The 17,674-nt window shown below is 71.1% G+C and carries 18 protein-coding genes; 8 read left to right on the forward strand and 10 right to left on the reverse strand.

Annotated features, from left to right (window positions below):
• Positions 1 to 5 precede the first annotated feature (5 nt).
• Complete coding sequence (locus MFF64_RS18920; protein WP_048443797.1) at positions 6 to 293, reverse strand: acyl carrier protein; 288 nt, start codon at positions 291 to 293, stop codon at positions 6 to 8.
• 241 nt (positions 294 to 534) lie between these two features.
• Between MFF64_RS18920 and MFF64_RS18925 the strand changes: the two genes are divergently transcribed.
• Positions 535 to 1,671, forward strand: a complete 1,137-nt coding sequence (locus tag MFF64_RS18925; protein ID WP_099903717.1) for an AI-2E family transporter — start codon at positions 535 to 537, stop codon at positions 1,669 to 1,671.
• 37 nt (positions 1,672 to 1,708) lie between these two features.
• On the forward strand, positions 1,709 to 2,146 hold the full coding sequence (locus MFF64_RS18930; protein ID WP_099903715.1) for a hypothetical protein: 438 nt from the start codon (positions 1,709 to 1,711) through the stop codon (positions 2,144 to 2,146).
• 178 nt (positions 2,147 to 2,324) lie between these two features.
• Here the strand turns inward: MFF64_RS18930 and MFF64_RS18935 are convergent, their stop codons facing one another.
• On the reverse strand, positions 2,325 to 2,978 hold the full coding sequence (locus MFF64_RS18935; RefSeq protein ID WP_238191955.1) for a metallophosphoesterase family protein: 654 nt from the start codon (positions 2,976 to 2,978) through the stop codon (positions 2,325 to 2,327).
• A 36-nt stretch (positions 2,979 to 3,014) separates the two neighbouring features.
• Positions 3,015 to 4,955, reverse strand: coding sequence for a putative bifunctional diguanylate cyclase/phosphodiesterase (locus tag MFF64_RS18940; RefSeq protein ID WP_238191957.1), 1,941 nt, complete (start codon positions 4,953 to 4,955; stop codon positions 3,015 to 3,017).
• A 462-nt stretch (positions 4,956 to 5,417) separates the two neighbouring features.
• Here MFF64_RS18940 and otsB point away from each other — a divergent pair, with 462 nt between their 5' ends.
• On the forward strand, positions 5,418 to 6,170 hold the full coding sequence (gene otsB / locus MFF64_RS18945; RefSeq protein WP_099903153.1) for a trehalose-phosphatase: 753 nt from the start codon (positions 5,418 to 5,420) through the stop codon (positions 6,168 to 6,170).
• 70 nt (positions 6,171 to 6,240) lie between these two features.
• Positions 6,241 to 6,663, forward strand: coding sequence for an FKBP-type peptidyl-prolyl cis-trans isomerase (locus MFF64_RS18950; RefSeq protein ID WP_099903151.1), 423 nt, complete (start codon positions 6,241 to 6,243; stop codon positions 6,661 to 6,663).
• Positions 6,664 to 6,898: 235 nt separating this feature from the next.
• Here MFF64_RS18950 and MFF64_RS18955 read toward each other — a convergent pair whose 3' ends face one another.
• The 5 genes from MFF64_RS18955 to MFF64_RS18975 form a co-directional block, all read right to left on the reverse strand.
• The gene (locus tag MFF64_RS18955) at positions 6,899 to 7,621 is read right to left on the reverse strand and encodes an ABC transporter ATP-binding protein (protein WP_099902538.1); all 723 of its coding nucleotides are present in this window, start codon (positions 7,619 to 7,621) and stop codon (positions 6,899 to 6,901) included.
• Positions 7,622 to 7,635: 14 nt separating this feature from the next.
• Positions 7,636 to 8,412 (reverse strand): ABC transporter ATP-binding protein, encoded by a 777-nt coding sequence (locus tag MFF64_RS18960; protein ID WP_099902534.1) that lies wholly within the window; start codon positions 8,410 to 8,412, stop codon positions 7,636 to 7,638.
• A complete protein-coding gene (locus MFF64_RS18965) occupies positions 8,409 to 9,737 on the reverse strand; it encodes a branched-chain amino acid ABC transporter permease (protein ID WP_238191959.1) in 1,329 nt (442 codons plus the stop codon). Before MFF64_RS18965 ends, MFF64_RS18960 begins: the two co-directional genes overlap by 4 nt.
• A complete protein-coding gene (locus MFF64_RS18970) occupies positions 9,734 to 10,687 on the reverse strand; it encodes a branched-chain amino acid ABC transporter permease (protein WP_238191961.1) in 954 nt (317 codons plus the stop codon). The genes MFF64_RS18965 and MFF64_RS18970 overlap by 4 nt, the downstream gene beginning before the upstream one ends.
• Before the next feature lie 383 nt (positions 10,688 to 11,070).
• The gene (locus MFF64_RS18975; protein ID WP_099907458.1) at positions 11,071 to 12,309 is read right to left on the reverse strand and encodes a branched-chain amino acid ABC transporter substrate-binding protein; all 1,239 of its coding nucleotides are present in this window, start codon (positions 12,307 to 12,309) and stop codon (positions 11,071 to 11,073) included.
• Positions 12,310 to 12,538: 229 nt separating this feature from the next.
• On the opposite strand from MFF64_RS18975, the gene MFF64_RS18980 reads away from it, so the two are divergent.
• The gene (locus tag MFF64_RS18980) at positions 12,539 to 13,378 is read left to right on the forward strand and encodes an IclR family transcriptional regulator (protein WP_099907460.1); all 840 of its coding nucleotides are present in this window, start codon (positions 12,539 to 12,541) and stop codon (positions 13,376 to 13,378) included.
• Between the two features lie 4 nt (positions 13,379 to 13,382).
• Here the strand turns inward: MFF64_RS18980 and MFF64_RS18985 are convergent, their stop codons facing one another.
• Positions 13,383 to 13,709: a hypothetical protein gene (locus tag MFF64_RS18985; protein WP_099907462.1), complete on the reverse strand. Its 327-nt coding sequence runs from the start codon at positions 13,707 to 13,709 to the stop codon at positions 13,383 to 13,385.
• Between the two features lie 105 nt (positions 13,710 to 13,814).
• Between MFF64_RS18985 and MFF64_RS18990 the strand changes: the two genes are divergently transcribed.
• Positions 13,815 to 14,717 (forward strand): GGDEF domain-containing response regulator, encoded by a 903-nt coding sequence (locus tag MFF64_RS18990; protein ID WP_099907464.1) that lies wholly within the window; start codon positions 13,815 to 13,817, stop codon positions 14,715 to 14,717.
• Positions 14,718 to 14,722: 5 nt separating this feature from the next.
• Here the strand turns inward: MFF64_RS18990 and MFF64_RS18995 are convergent, their stop codons facing one another.
• Positions 14,723 to 15,502, reverse strand: a complete 780-nt coding sequence (locus MFF64_RS18995) for a helix-turn-helix transcriptional regulator (protein WP_099907471.1) — start codon at positions 15,500 to 15,502, stop codon at positions 14,723 to 14,725.
• Positions 15,503 to 15,610: 108 nt separating this feature from the next.
• On the opposite strand from MFF64_RS18995, the gene MFF64_RS19000 reads away from it, so the two are divergent.
• Positions 15,611 to 16,723 (forward strand): alcohol dehydrogenase catalytic domain-containing protein, encoded by a 1,113-nt coding sequence (locus tag MFF64_RS19000; RefSeq protein ID WP_099907466.1) that lies wholly within the window; start codon positions 15,611 to 15,613, stop codon positions 16,721 to 16,723.
• 268 nt (positions 16,724 to 16,991) lie between these two features.
• Positions 16,992 to 17,651 (forward strand): response regulator transcription factor, encoded by a 660-nt coding sequence (locus MFF64_RS19005; RefSeq protein WP_099907467.1) that lies wholly within the window; start codon positions 16,992 to 16,994, stop codon positions 17,649 to 17,651.
• Positions 17,652 to 17,674: the final 23 nt, after the last annotated feature.

The following is a 17,674-nucleotide window of genomic DNA, read 5'->3' on the forward strand; positions in this document are numbered from 1 at the left end:
CCGGCTCAGACCTTGGCGGCCTTCTCGGCCACCAGGCCGTCGATGCGCTCGCAGAGGTTCTTCAGCACGAAGTACTGCTCGGCCGGAACCTTGCCCTCGTTGACCTCCTGGGTCCACTGCTCGAGGGGCAGCTTGATCCCGAAGGTCTTGTCGATCTCGAAGGCGATATCGAGGAAGGCCAGGCTGTCGATGCCCAGATCGTCGATGGCGTGGCTCTCCGGCGTGATCTTCTCGCGCGGGATGTCGGCGACGTCGGCGATGATGGTGGCGACGCGGTCGAAAGTGTCGGACATGGACGTGCAGCCGTCTTCCTGCTGAGGTCTGGCTCGAACGGCGCGACCTCCGGGCACCGCCCGCGCCCCGGCCACGAAACCGCCTACCCGAAACGGGTTCGCCGGGCAGCGCCCGGTCGAGGGGCCCGCATACACGAGGGGGGGCGGGCCGGCAACCGCACGGCGTTTCCGCGAGCCGCCCCCTGCCCTAGGTCACGCCGGATGACGCGCCCGCGGAGCGGTGGCTCAGGACTAAACCGGCATGGAACTCGTGAAGCCCCCGACCGGCCCGGAATCGGGACCCTTGCCCGCACCGGTGCCGACGCCCCCGCAGAGTGCCGGCACCTCGGCCTTCGCCCGGGCGGCGCTGGTCCTCGCCCTCGCCGCCCTCGGCCTCTGGGTGCTGCATCCCTTCCTGCCGGCGCTCGCCTGGGCGGTGATCCTGGTGGTCGCCCTGTGGCCCCTGCGCGAGCGGCTGGTGCGGATCAAGCCGCCGGGCAAGCACAACCTCCTGTGGCCGGCGCTCCTCACGCTCGCGGTCGCCCTGATCATCCTGGTGCCGCTGATCGTCGTCGCCGTGCAGGCGGCGCGGGAGGCGCACGATGCGGTCGCGTTCTGGCGCCAGATCGAGGAACAGGGCTGGCCGGTGCCGGATTTCGTGTCGCGCCTGCCGTTCGGGGCGGCGCAGGTCTCGGCCTGGTGGCAGGAGAACCTCAGCCACCCGCAAGGCTCGTCCGAGGTGCTCAAGCGCGTCGACCAGTCGATCAACCACTCGTCGCTGGTGGGTTTCGGGCGCACCTTCGGCAGCCAGATCGTCCATCGCGCGATGCTGTTCGGCTTCACGCTGCTGACCCTGTTCTTCCTCTTCCGTGACGGACCGGCCCTGGCCGCGCAAGGGCTCTCGGCGGCCCGCCGCCTGTTCGGCCCGCGGGGCGAGCGGGTGGCGCGCCAGATGGCGGCCTCTGTCCACGGCACCGTCGACGGGCTGGTGCTGGTCGGCCTCGGCGAGGGCTTTCTGCTCGGGATCGTCTACTTCTTCGCGGGCGTGCCGCATCCGGTGCTGCTCGGCGCCTTCACGGCGCTCGCCGCGATGATCCCGTTCGGCGCCCCGGTCGCCTTCGGCCTCGCGGCCCTGCTCGCCGCGGCGCAGGGCGGCGCCACGGCCGCGATCATCGTGGCGGCGGCCGGCCTCGTCATCACCTTCGTGGCCGACCATTTCGTCCGCCCGGTCCTGATCGGCGGTGCGACCCGACTGCCTTTCCTGTGGGTGCTGCTCGGCATCCTCGGCGGCGTCGAGAGCTTCGGGCTTCTCGGCCTGTTCCTGGGCCCGGCCGTGATGGCGGCATTGGTGCTGCTGTGGCGGGAGTATACTGCGGGCGACGACCAGCCCGTCGCCTGATTCGCCCGGTGCCTGGTCCCGGAGGACTGCCTGTTCGATGAGATTCCTGCTCGCCACGGCTCTGCTCGCCGGGCTCGCCGCCTGTCCCGCCGCGGCGCAATGGGACGACGACCGCCCGACCGCCCGGCGCAGCACGCGCGACGATGACGGCTACGGCCGGCGCGACCGCGACCGGCCGGCATTCGACCGCCGCGATGCCGAGAGCCGTGACCCGGACGAGATCCTGCCCCGGCGCCGCGACCGCGACGACCGGGATCGCGATGACCGGGATCGCGACTTCGGCAGCCGCCGCGGCCGCGACTGGGACGATCGCGACCGCCGCGACGCGGACGGGCGCTGGCGGGACGAGCGGTTCCGGGGGGACCGCTACGACCGCTACGGCCCCCCGCCTTATGGGCCCGGCATCGCTCCCCCTCCCGCGCGCGGCGGAGTCTTCGTCGTGCCGCCGCCGATTCCCGGAGCGCGCAGCTACTGAGCGGGCCCCCGCACGATCCGTCTTCGTGACGACGTGGGGGTCCTCTCTCCCGTGCCGGCTGCCGCGTTCGCGCGTCCCGGTCTGATCGCTCTCCCCTTTGGAAGCCGGCGCGTCTCGTCTTTGCCCGGATGACCCGGCCGGCCCGACGACGGATGGCGGGACGAGAGCGAGACGCGTCCTACCGCACCGCCAGCACCTCCACCGGCGGCCCCTGCCGGTCGGTGAATACGCCGGCGGTGAGCGGGCCGCCGAACACCGCGCCCGTATCGAGATTGGTGCGGAAGGCCCGCAATTCCGGCCGGCCGGTCGGCGTCGGGGTGTGGCCGTGCACGACGTGGCGGCCGAAATCGTGGCCCGAGGACAGGAACGGCTCGCGCATCCACAACCGGGTCTCGCGATCGCTCGCCTCCGCCTCCCTGGCCGGGTCGAGGCCGCCATGGACGTACCAGCGCTGCGGGTCGCCGTGCAGGGTCGGCAGGGCGGCGATCCAGGCGACGACCTCCCCCGGCAGGTCGCCCGGATGCGCCACGCCGTAGGAGGCGAGCGTCGCACCCCCGCCGTTGATCCGCCACAGGCCGGGATTCGTGCCGGCGACCGCGTCGAGCAGCATCGCCTCGTGGTTGCCCATCAGGCAGGTCACCGCCTCGGGCTCGCGGGCCTGGAGGTCGCGCAGGATCGCGACGGCGCCGGCGCTGTCGGGCCCGCGGTCGATGGCATCGCCGAGGAAGACCAGGCGGCGCGGCCGTCCGGCGCGGTGGTCCTCGATCCGGGCGAGCAGGCGGGCGAGGAGGTCGGCGCGGCCGTGGACGTCGCCGATCGCGTAGGTGAGCATGGCCGCCCCCTCCCATCCCGGGTGCGGCCGCTCCGGTCAGGCGACGGCCTGAACCGGAGGCACGGTCCGCACCACCTCGGCATCGAGGTAGCGCAGGGTGTCGGAAAAGCCCATCGGCCGGTGGAAGTGGTAGCCCTGCATCAGCACGCAGCCGAGGCTTTGGAGCAGCCGGGCCTGATCGGCGGTCTCGATCCCCTCCACCACGCAGTCGAGATTCAGGTTGCGGGCGAGGGCCACGATCGACGTGACGATGTCGCGGCTGGCCGGATCGGTGGTGACCTCGCTGATGAAGCTCCGGTCGATCTTGAGCTTGTCAAGGGGCAGGCGGTGGACGTAGCTCAGGGACGAGTAGCCGGTGCCGAAATCGTCGAGCGCGATGGCGATGCCGCTGGCCTTCAGCGCCTCGAGCGTGGTCTGGGCCTGCGCCACGTCCTGGATCAGCGCGGTCTCGGTCACCTCCAGGATCACCCGCCCGGACTCTAAGCCGCTCGTCCGGACGGCCGCGACGATGCCGGCGGCTGCCTGCGGCGAGGCGATGTCCGCCATCGACAGGTTGAAGGACAGGGCGACGCGGTCCGGCCAGGCCTTGGCGGCGGCGATCGCCTGGGCGAACAGCACCGCGGTGATACGGGTGATGAGGCCCGAGCGCTCGGCGATCGGCACGAACACCGCCGGGGAGACCGCGCCGAGTTCCGGGTTGGTCCAGCGCGCCAGCGCCTCGAACGCCACCGTGCGACCGCACCGTATGTCGACGATCGGCTGGAAGACCAGACTCAGCTCCTGCACGAGATCGGCGTGGCGCAGGGCCTGCTCGATCACGCTCTGGGTGCGCAGCAGCCGCTCGTGCTCCTCGGTGAACAGCACGGCGGCGCCGCGACTGTGCGCCTTGGCGTAGTACAGGGCGTAATCCGCCCGCTCGACCAGTTGCGCGGCCTTGCGGCCCGCCTCCGGATAGGCGGCGAAGCCGATCGAGGCGCCGATCTGGGCGGTGCCGCCATGCGGCAGCCGGAATGGCACCGCCAGGGCGTCGCAGATCGCCTCGCCCGTCGTCCCCAGCGCGGCGGCGTCGCGCAGGACGAGGCCGAACTCGTCGCCGCCGAGGCGCGCCACAACGCCGGCTGCGCCCACCAGGTCCTGCAGACGCCGGGCCGTCTCCTGCAGCACCGCGTCACCGGCGCCGTGCCCGTGGGCGTCGTTCACCGGCTTGAACCCGTCGAGGTCGACGAGGCCGACGACGAACGGCCCGGCCCCGGCCTCCGCCTCGCCCGCCGCCTGGTCCAGGGAGGTGAAGAAGCTGCGGCGGTTGGGCAGCCCGGTCAGCGTATCGAGATTGGCGAGCCGCAGGTTCTCCCGGCTCAGGCGCTCGAGCTCGACCTGCTGGCCGATCAGGCGGGTGAAATCGCGATAGTAGGCGACGATCACGAACATCAGCGCGGCGCTGATGATCACCAGGTTGAAGCCGATCGCCCGCATGACCTGATTGTCGAGACGGCTGACCTGCAGGCAGAACAGAACGGTGACGATCACCGTCACCAACAGCGCCGCCGCGCGCAGGTGCATGAGGCAGAGCACGCAGGCGATCGTGGTGGTGCCGACGTAGAACAGCACGTGCGCCCTCGCGTCGGCGTCGCCGTACTCGGAGAGCGCGATGACCCAGGCCATGAAGCCGACCGCCAGCGCGCCGGCGAGCGCAACCGTCAGCCGCAGCCTGGCAGCGATCCGGGTCTCGTTGATTGGCCGACGGCGCCGGCGCAGCCACAGCCCGAGGCGCAGGCCGCACAGGGCCAGCAGGCCGCCGAGCGGGTAGAGGGTGATCCGGTCCGGCGCGACGCCCAGATAGGTCACCGCCACGGCCGTCGAGTTGATCGCCAGGATGACATAGAGCAGCGGCACCTGGTTGTTCAGGGCCCGCATCTGCGCCCGCATCAGGTCCGGGTTCGCGGTCTCGATCCGGAACAGATCGACGATGGTCTGCATTCTGCGCACTGCGCGTCCACCCCGTCCGGTCCAGCCGATCACGACACCGCACTCTCAGACAAAAATCACGGGCGCTTGAAGGAAAGGTTACCTCGAGGCTGCGAGTCAGCAGATGCCGGTTAGACCGTGGCCGAGTCACCGTCCTCGCGTCCCGCCGGACGGGGCCGGCATGTGTCGCGGGGGGCGTCGCGTCGCCGGGCGGGACATCGCGCAGCCCGATACTAGAGTGAATCCTGTGCATCGGCCCGCTGCATTACTGCGGCCGCTGCGTCATCGCTAGGAATTTGTCCTTGAGAGAAGGGGACTGATCGCTACGGCAATCCGGCGCCCCGCGACACGATGCCGTCGCACCCATCCCTCCCCGGCTTTGCCTCGCGGGCCGGGTTGCGGTTTAACCCCAGGCGCGGGCCGTCGCGGCACTCTGTCCAGGCGACCGCCGGCAAAGACGGGAGACGCGATCCCTTGACCGACACCGCCTACGCCCTCTTCCTCGACTTCGACGGCACCCTCGTCGAGATCGCCCAGCGCCCCGACGGCGTCGTGGTTCCGCCCACCCTGCCGGCGGGGCTCGCGCGGCTGCGCAGCCGCCTCGGCGGGGCGCTGGCGCTGGTGACCGGGCGGCCGATCGCCACCATCGACGGCTTCCTGGATCCGGAGCGCTTCGACGTCGCCGGCCTGCACGGGGTCGAGCAGCGCCGCGGCGGCCGGGTCGTGGGCGGCGATCCGGCGGCGCATCCCGCCCTGCGCGCGGGCGTCGCCACCCTGCAGCGGGCGACCGCCGACCTCGACGGCGTGCTGATCGAGGACAAGGGCTGCTCGGTCGCGGTGCATTGGCGCCTCGCCAACGACGCCGACGCCGCGCGGGCGCAATCCGCGGCCGCTTCGGTCGCCGGCATCCTCGGCGAGGCCTACCGGCTGCAGCAGGGCAAGGCGGTGGCCGAGATCCTGCCCGCCAGCGCCACCAAGGGCCACGCCATCCGGGCGTTCCTGCGCGAGGCGCCCTATGCCGGCCGCCGGGCGATCTTCATCGGCGACGACCTCACCGACGAGAAGGCCTTCGCCCCGGTGAACGAGGATGGCGGGATCTCCGTCCGGGTCGGACCCGGCGAGACGGTGGCCCGCCACCGCCTCGCCGATCCGGCAGCGGTGCGGGCCCTGCTTCTCGGCTGGGCCGAGGGCGCCGCGATCGACCCCGGATCGCTCCCGCCGGCCTGAGACGCCTATCCGCCGGCCCGGCAATGCCCTAACTCGGGTCCCGACGTCACGCACAGGAACGATCCCGTCGATGCGCCGTTCGCCCTTCTACCTTGTCGGAGCCCTCACGATCGCCATGACCGCATCAGCTTCCGCCGACTCGTTCGTCACCGCCCCGTCCGGCCTCAAGTACAAGGACGAGGTGGTCGGCACCGGTCCGCAGCCGAAGACCGGCCAGACCGTCAGCGTCCACTATACCGGCTGGCTCTACCAGGACGGCAAGAAGGGCGCGAAGTTCGACAGCTCGCTCGACCGCAAGCAGCCGCTGAACTTCGCGGTCGGCACCGGCCAGGTCATCAAGGGCTGGGACGAGGGCCTGTCGACCATGAAGGTCGGCGGCAAGCGCACCCTCGTCATCCCGCCCGACCTCGGCTACGGCGCCCGCGGCGCCGGCGGCGTGATCCCGCCGAACGCCACGCTGATGTTCGACGTCGAGCTGCTGGGCGTGCGCTGAGCGCCGTTCGCTCGGAAATGGACTGACATCCTCCGCGTCATCCCGGGGCTCTCCGAAGGCGAGAGCCCGGGACCCGGAACCGCTGAGGGTGAAGAACCGAGCGAAACGCTCGGGGCCGTCTCCGGCCAACACCTGCGCGCCTGGATCCCGGGCTCCGCCGCTTTCGCGGCCCCGGATGACCCGGCGGGTGTGTCGGCCTGAGCGCAGAGCCGGCCCGGGCTCTCCAAAACGAATCCTACACCTCCAGCCACTCCCGCCGCACCGCCTCGTTGGCCGACAGCGCGGCCGGCGTGCCCTCGAACACCACGTGGCCGTGGCCCATCACGTAGAGCCGCTGTGACAGCTTGAGGGCGATGGTCAGCTTCTGCTCGACCAGCAGCACCGACACGCCGCGGGCGGCGATCTCGCCGATCATCTCGGCGACCCGGGCAACCATCTGGGGCGACAGCCCTTCCGTCGGCTCGTCGATCATGATGAGGTCGGGGTCGCCCATCAGCGTGCGGCAGATCGTGAGCATCTGCTGCTCGCCGCCCGAGAGCACGCCGCCGGGGGTGTCGATCCGCTCCTCCAGCCGCGGGAAGAGCCGGAAGATGTCGGCGTAGGACCAACGCCCGCCGCGCTTTCCGCTCTTCTCGCCGAGCGCCAGGTTCTGCCGCACCGTGAGCTTGGGGAAGATCGCCCGCTCCTCCGGCACGTAGCCGAGGCCGCGGCGGGCGACCGTGTAGGGCTTGAGACCCGCGATCGGCTGGCCCTTGAAGCGGATCTGCCCGCGGGGCGGCACGTCGCCCATGATCGCCTTCAGGGTGGTGGAGCGCCCGACGCCGTTGCGGCCGAGGATCGACACGATCTCCCCGGCCCCGACCCGGAAGCTCACCCCCTGGAGGATGTGGCTCTTGCCGTAATAGGCGTGCAGGTCCTCGACCTCGAGGAGGGCGGGCGCCGGGCCGGCTGCCGGCATCGCGAGGGCGGCGCTCACGCGGCCTCCTCCCCGGTGGCGACGCCCAGATAGGCTTCCTGCACGGCGCGGTTCTCCCGGATGCGGGCGGGCGTATCGGTGGCGATGATCCGGCCGTAGACCAGCACCGAGATGCGGTCGGCCAGCCCGAACACCACCGCCATGTCGTGCTCGACCATCACGAGCGTGCGCCCGGTCGTGACCTCGCGGATCAGCTGGGTCGCGTGCTCGCTCTCGCTGTGGCTCATCCCGGCCATCGGCTCGTCGAGGAGGATGACCCGGGCGTCGCTCGCGATGGCGATGCCGATCTCGAGGGCCCGCTGCTCGGCATAGGCGAGCAGCCCCGCCGCCACGGAGGCGCGGTGGCCGAGGCGGATGCGCGACAGGATCTCCTCGGTGCGCTCGGCCACGCCGGGCAGGCTCTCGACGCCGCGCCAGAAGGACGGGCCGTGGCCCATCGCCCGCAGCACGGCGCAGCGCACGTTCTCCCACACGCTGAGCTTGGGGAAGATGTTGGTGACCTGGAAGCTGCGGGCGAGGCCGGCCCGGTTGATCGCCGCCGGGCGCCAGCCGGTGATGTCCCGACCCTCGAGCCGGATCGTGCCGCTGGTCGGCGCGAACCGGCCGCTGATGAGGTGGAACAAGGTCGACTTGCCGGCGCCGTTCGGCCCGATGATGGCGTGGCGCTCGCCCACCGGCACGGAGAGGTCGACGCCGTTGATGATCTTGGCCGGGCCGAAGCTCTTGTGGACGCCGGTCAGCTCGATCGCGGGACTCGTGCTCGCGGGGCTCATGCCAGCTTCTCCTTGGCGGCGGCGGAGGCCTCATCCCAGGCGGCCGCCACCCGCGGCAGCACGGCGCGCAAGGCGAGCGCCCCCCCGGCCGCCATCGCGCCGGCCACACACCAGGGCAGGATGTGGGCGGCATCGAGCGGAATGCCGACGAGGCTCATCTCGGTGCCGTCGTTCGCCTTGACCAGCACCCGGAACGCCATCTCGATCAGCGCGATTGCTCCCGCCAGCATGGCCAGGAACGGACCCAGCGCCAGGAGGTAGGCCGGCAGGAGACGGTGGGCGGTGCCGGCGCGCAGGACCGGGCCGTGCATGAGGGCGAGGCCGGCGATGCCGCCGGGGGCGAACATCACGATGGCGATGAACAGGAGCCCGAAATAGAGCTGCCAGACCTCCGTCAGGTCGCTGAGCGAGACCTGGAGCAGCGTCACCGCCACCGCGCCGACGACCGGGCCGATGAAGGTGCCGATGCCGCCGATGAAGGTCGCGAGCAGCACCACGCCGGATTGGTGCACCCCGAGATAGGCCGAGTTCGCGATCTCGAAGTTGATCGCCGCGAGGGCGCCGGCGACGCCGGCGAACAGGGCCGAGAGGCAGAAGGCGGTGCTGCGGATCGCCTGCGGCTCGTAGCCCAGGAACTCGACGCGCTCCGGGTTCTCCCGCACCGCGTTGCACAGGCGCCCGAGCGGGGTGCGGGTGATCGCGTACATCGCGAGGGCGCAGATCAGGCACCAGGCGGCGATGAGATAGTAGACCTGGATCTGCGGACCGAAGCTGAGATCGAACAGGCGCAGCATCTTGGTGCGGTTGGCGGTGATGCCCTCCTCGCCGCCGAAGAAGCTGTGCAGGATGTGCGAGCCCGAGGCCACCAGCTCGCAGATGCCGAGGGAGATCATGGCGAAGACGGTGCCGGCGCGCCGGGTCGAGATCCGGGCGAACAGGATCCCGAAGGCGAGGCCGGCGAGCCCGCCGACCACCGGCATCAGCGGCAGCGGCACCGGCAGGCGCAGCGACGCCACGAGGTTCATCGCATGGACGGTGAAGAAGGCGGCGAGGCCGTAATAGACCGCGTGGCCGAAGGACAGGAGCCCGGTCTGGCCGAGCAGCATGTTGTAGGACAGGGAGAACACCACCATGATGCCCATCAGGCTCATCATGGTCAGCGCGGTGCCGCTGGTGAAGACCAGCGGCGCCGCGACCAGGATCCCGGCGGCCACGAGCCAGGGCAGCACCTGGGCAACGGCGCCTGCGCCCCGCGGGCGGATCGACGGGCGGGCGCCGGCCTGCGCCAAAGTCCCGGACGGCGCGATGTCGGCAAGATCGCTCATGCTTCGCGGTTCCCGAGCAGGCCGGTCGGCCGCGCGATCAGCACGAGGACCAGCAGGAGATAGGGGATGATCGGCCCGATCTGGGCGATCGTCACGGTCCAGAGGTCGCCGAGCACGCCGCCCGACGGCGCGGCGTCGATGCCGACGGCCTGGAAGACGCTGGCGACCGAGACGTCGAGCGAGATGGCGAAGGTCTGGACCAGCCCGATCAGGAGCGAGGCCGCGAAGGCGCCGGTGAGCGAGCCGAGGCCGCCGACCACCACCACCACGAACAGGATCGGCCCGAGCAGGCCCGCCATGTTGGCCTGGGTCACCAGAGCCGGCCCGGCGATGACGCCCGCCACCGCGGCGAGGCCGGTGCCGACGCCGAAAACCAGCATGAACACCTTGGGCACGTCGTGGCCGAGCATCGCCACCATGTTGGGGTGGGTGAGCGCCGCCTGGATGATCAGCCCGACCCGGGTGCGCGTCAGGGCGGTCAGCAGGGCGATGAAGATCACCACCGAGATCACCAGCATGAACAGCTTGTAGGCCGGATAGTTGGTGCCGAACACCGTGAAGGCCGGGAAGTCGAGGACGGCCGGGACCCGGTAGTCGACCGGCAGCTTGCCCCAGACCATCTGCACCACCTCCTCGATCACGTAGGCGAGGCCGAAGGTGAAGAGGAGTTCCGGCACGTGGCCGTGGCGGTGGACGTTGCGCAGGCCGTAGCGCTCGACGAGCGCCCCGATCCCGCCGACCACCACCGGCGCGACGACGAGGCCGACCCAGAAGCCGGTGAAGCGGCTGATCTGGTAGCCGAAGAAGGCGCCCAGCATGTAGAAGCTGGCATGGGCGAAGTTGAGCACGCCCATCATGCTGAAGATCAGCGTGAGGCCGCTCGCCATCAGGAAGAGCAGCATCCCGTAGAGCACGCCGTTCAGCGTCGAGATGATGACGAGTTCGAGCACGCGGGGTCTCCTGCCGGTGCGAGGCGCCGGGGCCGAACCCGGGCCCGGGGTGGCGGGGACGGCGGGGGCGGCCCCGCCAGCCTCAAGTCATTTCGGCCTCGCCCTGTCCCGGACGGCTGGAGCGTCAGCGGAAGGAGATCCGGGATCCAGGAGAGAAGTGCCGCGAAGCGGCTCTGCATGCTGCAATGGCGCAGACACACGGTCGCTTCGCGAAATTTTACAGCCGGCTCCCGGATCTCCTTCCGCTACGCTTCAATCGTCCGGGAAAGGGCCGTTCAGTCCAGAAAACTCGCGCCGGAAAACTCGCGCCAGAAAATTCGCGCCAGAAAATTCGCGCGACGTGAAGCGGCACCCCGTCGGTCCAGGGCGCCGCCCCCTTCCCCTCAGCTCGGCCGGTCCATCTTGCAGGTGGTCGGCAGCAGGGTATCCTTCGCCTCGACCACACCGTCGCCGGTCCAGCCCCAGCCGGTATTCTCGCTGTCGAGCACCTTCGACGTATCGACCGGCCCGAAGCGCGAGATGTAGATCGGCTGGAAGATCTGGTGATCGTCTGGCCGGATGAAGCTGTCCTTGCCGTAGAGCGTGTCGTTGTGGATCGAGTCCATCGCCTTGGCGATCGCCTTCGGGTCGGTCGACTTGGCGGCGAGCGTCGCCTTGGCCAGGATGTTCATCAGGTTGACGACCCGCGGGTAGGTCAGCTCCTGGCCGGTCTTGGCGCGGAAGGCGGTCTCGAAGTCGTGGCCGGCCTTGGATTCGATGTTGGCGTAGCCCTCGGCGATCTGGAAGACCCGGTCGGGCAGGTTGGCCTGCTTGATCGCGGTGGGACCGCCGCTGCCGCCGCCGTAATAGGTGTAGAAATGTGCCTGCAGACCGGCATCGCCGGCGGCCTTCAGCAGCAGCGCCATGTCCTGCGCCCAGTTGCCGGTGATCACCGTGTCGGCGCCCGAGGCCTTGATCTTGGCGATGTAGGGCGAGAAGTCGTTGACCTTCTGCAGCGGCGCCACCTCGTCGCCGACGATCTGGATGTCGGGCCGCTTCTCCTTCAGCATCGCCCGGGCGGCGGCGCGCACCGCCTGGCCGTGCGAGTAGTCCTGATTGATCAGGTAGACCTTCTTGATCTCCGGCTTGCCCTTGATGTAGTTCGTGAGGGCCGCCATCTTGATGTCGGAATTGGCGTCGAAACGGAAGTGCCAGTAATTGCACTTGGCATTCGTCAACGCCGGATCGACCGCGGCGTAATTGAGATAGATGATCTCCTTGCCGGGATTGCGGTCGTTGTACTTGCCGACGAAGTCGATCAATGCGGCGCCGACGGAGGATCCGTTGCCCTGCACCACCACCCTGGCGCCGGAATCGATCGCCTTCTGGAGCTGGACCAAGCTCTCCTGCGGATTGAGCTTGTTGTCGTAACCCGTCACCTCGAGCTTCAGATCGGGGTTCTTGGCGTTGAGCTGCTCGGCCATGAACTGGAAGGTCTTCAGCCCGGCCTCGCCGGTGCTGGCCCCGCCGCCGGAGAGCGGATCGACGAAGGCGATCTTCAGGCTCATCGGCGCGGCGAGCGCGGTCGAGGCCGCCAGGGCCACGAGGCCGGCGGCCGTGATGCGCGCGAGGGTCTTGACCAAGGCGTCCTCCTGGAATGGCGTTCCTGTGTTCTTGTGGCGCGCCGCATTCGGCGTCGCCGGCAGGTCCCTGCCCGCCTTGAGCCCGACACTGCCTCCCCGTCCGGGACGGGTCAAGACGCGAAATGACGATCCGCATCGCGAAACATGTTGCCGAGCCGGCGCTGTCCCGTCACCCTAGGGCGGCCCGGGACGAGATCCGTAGAACAGGGCGTGGCAGGGAGGCGGCAGCATGGCACAGGCGGTGGCGGCGCGCGCCGGCGCGATCACGCAGGACTCGATCGCGCAGAACTCGGCGGAGCCGGAGGACGGCGACCGGCAATTCGTCACCGCGCTCGCCCGCGGCCTGCAGGTCCTGCGCGCCTTCCGGGACGCGGCCGAGATGCTGGGCAACCGCGAGATCGCGGCCCGCACCGGCCTGCCGAAGCCCACCGTCTCGCGCCTGACCCATACGCTCCTGTCCCTCGGCTACCTGGTGCACGATCCGGAGGGCGAGCGCTACGGCTTGGGCCCGGCGGTGCTGGCGCTGAGCGCGGCCTTTCTGCGCCAGAACTCCTTCCCGCAGATGGTCAAGCCGTTCCTGCAGGACCTCGCCACCGCGGTGCAGGCGCACGTGGCGCTCGGCCTCCTCGACGGGCTGTCGAGCGTCTACGTCCAGCTCTGGCGCGGCCAGGGCCAGCGCATCGTCCTGTCGAGCGAGGTCGGCTATCGCCTGCCGCTCGCCCGCAGCGCCATGGGCATGGCGACGCTGTCGAGCCTCGACGAGGCGGAACGGACCGCGCTCATGACCCGCCTGCGCCGCGACGGGGCTGACGCGGCCCGCCTCGACCAGACCTATCGCCACTGCGCCGCCGAGATCGCCGCGCACGGCTTCTGCGTCGGCATCGGCATCTGGCACCAGGACATCAACGCTGTCGCCGCCCCGATCCACGCCCCGGGCGGGCGAGGCCACTTCGCGCTCAACATCAGCGGTCCGGCCTTCCTGCTCACCGAAGAGGTTCTGCGCAACGACACCGGGCCGAAGCTGATGGAGACGATCGAGCGCATGCGCTCGCTCGGGATCGTCGATTGACGGATCACTCCTCCTCCAGCCCGGCGAACCACTCCGCGTAAGGGGTGTTGCGGGCGAGGTGCCGGTTGTAGTCCGGTGCCCCGTCCGTCCACCAGGGCGGGCCGCGCTCTCCGAGGCCGTGCTTGGCCGCGTCGACCGCCGCGCGGGCCGCGGCCAGCGCCGCACCCCCCTCCTCCTTCGCATCGCGCACGGCGCGGCGGGCCCGCATCAGGTCCTGCACCAGGGCCTCGCGCCGGACCAAAGGCAGGCCGGGATCGGAGCGGCGCCACAGCCGCCCGCGCACGACGATATAGCGCCCGTCCGGCGTGGTCGGGACCGTCTGTCGCGGCATCACCGGAAGCCCCACGATTTCGCGGGGTGCTTTGAGAGGGCGTTAAACCTTCGCGCGCAACCTCGTCGCGGGAAGCGGGAGTGGGTCCTCCTGCGGGGGGGCGCCATGCACATCGTCGTCGTCGATCCGAGCCGGGTGGTGCTCAAGGTCATCAGCGGGCTCCTGACGCCGCGCGGCCATACCGTGGACACGTTCACGGATTCGCGCGAGGCGCTCGACTTCGTCACCGACAACGCGTCGGTCACGGCTCTGATCACCAGCCTCGAGGTCCGTCCCCTCGGCGGGCTGGAGCTGTGCTGGTCGGCCCGGCTCCTCGCGGACGCGCACCGGCCGCTCTACATCATCACCATGTCGTCGGCCCGCAACGCCCGCAACCTGGCGGAGGCGCTCGACAGCGGCTCGGACGACTTCATCGACAAGCCGCCGGGCTCGGAGGAGCTCTATGCCCGCCTGCGCGCCGCCGAGCGGATGACCGGGATGCAGCGTGAGCTGATCCGCCTCGCCGAGGCCGACTCGCTGACCGGGCTCCTCAACCGCCGCGCCTTCCTGCAGCGGGTCGGCGACGTGGCCGACCGGGCCGGCGCGCACGGAAGGCTGTCGATGATCCTGGTCGACATCGATCACTTCAAGGCCATCAACGACCAGCACGGCCACGATGTCGGCGACACGGCGATCCGGGGCGTCGCCGCGGAGCTGCTGACGGAGGCCGGTGGCATCGCCGGGCGCCTCGGCGGCGAGGAATTCGCCCTCGCCCTGCCGGGACGCACCCTGGAGGAGGCCGAGGCCGCCGCCGGACGCCTGCGGCTGCGCTGCACGCAGCTGCGCTTCAAGGGCCAGCGCGGCCCGGTGCAGCTCACCGCGAGCTTCGGCGTCAGCACCTGGTCGGAGGGGGAGACCGTGGGCGGCCTGCTCAAGCGCGCCGACATCGCCCTCTACGAGGCCAAGAGCACGGGCCGCAACCGCGTCGTCTCGGCGGCCACAGACCTGATCCTGGCGCGGGCGGGGTAGCCCGCTCACGCCTCGCCGGGCGCGTAGATCGCGAGCTTGAGCGCGGGATCGCCGGTCGCCTGGAAGGTCGCGTAGTCGAAGACGAGCCGGCCGCGCCGGGGGTGGTGCAGAACCTTGCGGCCGCCGCCCCCGCCGCGCACCTCGTGCGCCTCCCACCACGCCGGGAAGAGCGGGCATCCTTCCGCCAGGCGGTCGAGGAGATCGAGGAAGGCCGGGTCTGCCGCCGAGAGGTCGTGGACGGCGCGGAACTGCGCCACCATGCGCTGCGCCTCCGCCGCCCAGGCCGCCCCGAACAGGGCGCGCGCCCGGGCATCGGTCAGGACGAAGTGCAGGATGTTGCGCTCCCCCTCGGACAGGTCGTCGAAGCCGAAGAGGTCGGCGGCAGCGGCGTTCCAGGCCAGGAGATCCCAGCGCCGGCCTGTCACGTAGGCCGGCTGCGGCAGGTCGCGGACGAGGCGACGGATCGTCGGCGGCACCTCTTCGCGCACGAAGGCGCAAGCCCGGCCGCTGCGCGACAGGGCGCGCAGATGCGCGTGCTCGGCCTCGCTCAGGCACAGCGCCCGAGCCAGGGCGTCGACCGTGGCAGCCGAGGGGCTGACGTCGCGCCCCTGCTCCAGGCGCACGTACCAGTCGATGCCGATGCCGGCCCGCTCGGCGACCTCCTCGCGGCGCAGGCCCGGGGTCCGGCGGCGGCGCAGGGATGGAATCGCCAGGCGCGCAGGATCGAGCTGCTCGCGGCGCGAGCGCAGGAAGTCGCCGAAGGCCTTCTGCCGGGAATCGCTCACTCGTGCCTGCCGCGCGATGGTGGGTCGGTTCATCCCAGGATCATACCAGTCCTTCATGTGCTCGGGACCCGCGTCATCCTTCCCGCATGCCCAAGGGAGGCGAGAGAGATGAAAGCTGCCGTGCTCAAGGCGTTCGGGTCGCCGCTCGCCATCGAGGAGGTGCCCGACCCGGTGATCGGGACGGGCGAGGCGATCGTCGACGTCGCCGCCGCCCCGGTGCTGCCCTACACCGACGAGGTCCTGTCCGGCGCGCGCCGATACCTTCTGCCGCCCCCCGTCATTCCCGGCTGCGGAGCGATCGGCCGGGTGAGCGTGGTCGGCCCCGACGCAACCAAGCTCAAGGTCGGCGACTGGGTGTTCTGCGATCCGACCGTGCGCTCGCGCGACGACGCCGCCATGCCGGACATCGTGCTCCAGGGCTGGAGCGCCCGGGGCGACGGTGGCCAGAGGCTCCAGCAGTATCACCGGCACGGCGCCTTCGCCGAGCGGGTGAGGGTGCCGACCGAGAACGCCATCCGCATCGGCGCCATCGCCGAGGCGGAGGCCGGGCACTGGTGCGCACTCAACACGCTGCTCGTGCCCTATGGCGGCCTCCTGGCGGCGAACCTCCGGGCCGGCGAGACCCTGCTCGTGAGTGGCGCGACCGGCCATTTCGGGAGCGCCGCCGTCGCGGTGGGCCTCGCGATGGGGGCGGCCTGCATCGTGGCTCCGGGCCGCAACGAGGCGGCTCTCGTCGATCTCGTCCGCCGCTTCGGCGCCCGGATCCGCCCGGTGACTCTGACCGGCGACGAGGCGACGGACCGCGCCCGCATGGTGGCGGCCGCGCCCGGCCCGATCGACTGCGTGCTCGACATCCTGCCGCCCTCGGCCGACGCGACGGTCGTGCGTGCGTCCGTGATGAGCGTGCGCCCCTACGGCCAGGTGGTGCTGATGGGCGGCGTCGGCATGCTCGGCGGGGACGACCTGGCGCTGCCCTATCCGTGGATCATGCGCAACGACGTCACGATGCGGGGCAAGTGGATGTACCCGCCGGACGCGGTCGGACGCATGGCCGGGCTCGTCCGCGCCGGGTTGCTGCGCCTGGACGCGTACGCCGTGACGGCGTTCCCGCTCGACGAGGCGAGCGCGGCCGTCGCGCATGCCGCGGCGCATGGCGGTCCGTTCCGCCTGACCGTGCTGCGTCCCGACGGCACCGCAAGATCCCCGTCCCTTCCCGCCTGACCCAAGGCGGGATAAGACCGAGGCCCGCGTTCCAAACTGGACCGGCCCGGCGGGCCGCGCCCCTCCCGGATCCGACCGCTCGCGACCTCGCTTTCGCGACATCCTGCCGCGGAGTCGGTCTACCTAGGCAATCCTCCCCCTCGGGCCCGCCCTTCCATTGCCGCAAAGCCCGGCCGGGGCCGTCTTCCCCCGCCGCCGTGGAACGAGGCTTGATCAGTCTCCTCCGTAGGCACCGCGCCTGTATCGCGCTGGGACGGAGGCAAGCGGCATGAGTGACGCCGTCAGGGTTCTGATCATCAACGAGCCGTCGGATCTGGGCGCCGCCTTCCGGGCGACGCTGGAGCATACCCCGGCCTTGCGGACGGTGGGCGAGGAGGAGCTGCGGGAGCCGGGCGCTCCTTGCGTCGTCCTGGCTTTCGCGCCCGAATACGACCCGGCGGCGGTGGCGGCCCTGCGCGAGCGGGCGCCGGACGCCCGGATCCTGGTGGCGTTCCAGGCCGCCGACGCGGCAGAGATCGGCCGGTTCGCCAGTGCGGGTGCCGACGCCTTCGTGGCCCGTTGCGCAGCCCCGCGCGACATCTGCACGACGATCCTGGCGCTCGCCCACGACCTTCCGCTGCACGAGGGCGAGGCGGAGGCCCCGGCTCCCGAGGCGGCGGCCGAGAGCCTGGGGCTCACCCCGCGGGAGGCCGAGGTGCTGCGCTTCCTGAGCGCCGGCTTCAGCAACAAGGAGGTGGCGCGCCGTCTCACGGTGAGCGTGCGCACGGTCGAGACCCACCGGCTCAACCTGCGCCGCAAGACCAAGACCGGCCGGCTCAAGGATCTGGTACAGCTCGCCCGGCAGATCGGCCTGGCGCCGGTGCTCGAGGGCGAGGCCCGGCCGCTGCGGCGCATCAACCACGGGGCGCACCGCATCGCCTCCCATTGAGGAGGTGGCGCGGGATCGGGCGG

This window comes from Methylobacterium frigidaeris, assembly GCF_022179185.1.
GTDB classification, from domain to species: domain Bacteria; phylum Pseudomonadota; class Alphaproteobacteria; order Rhizobiales; family Beijerinckiaceae; genus Methylobacterium; species Methylobacterium frigidaeris.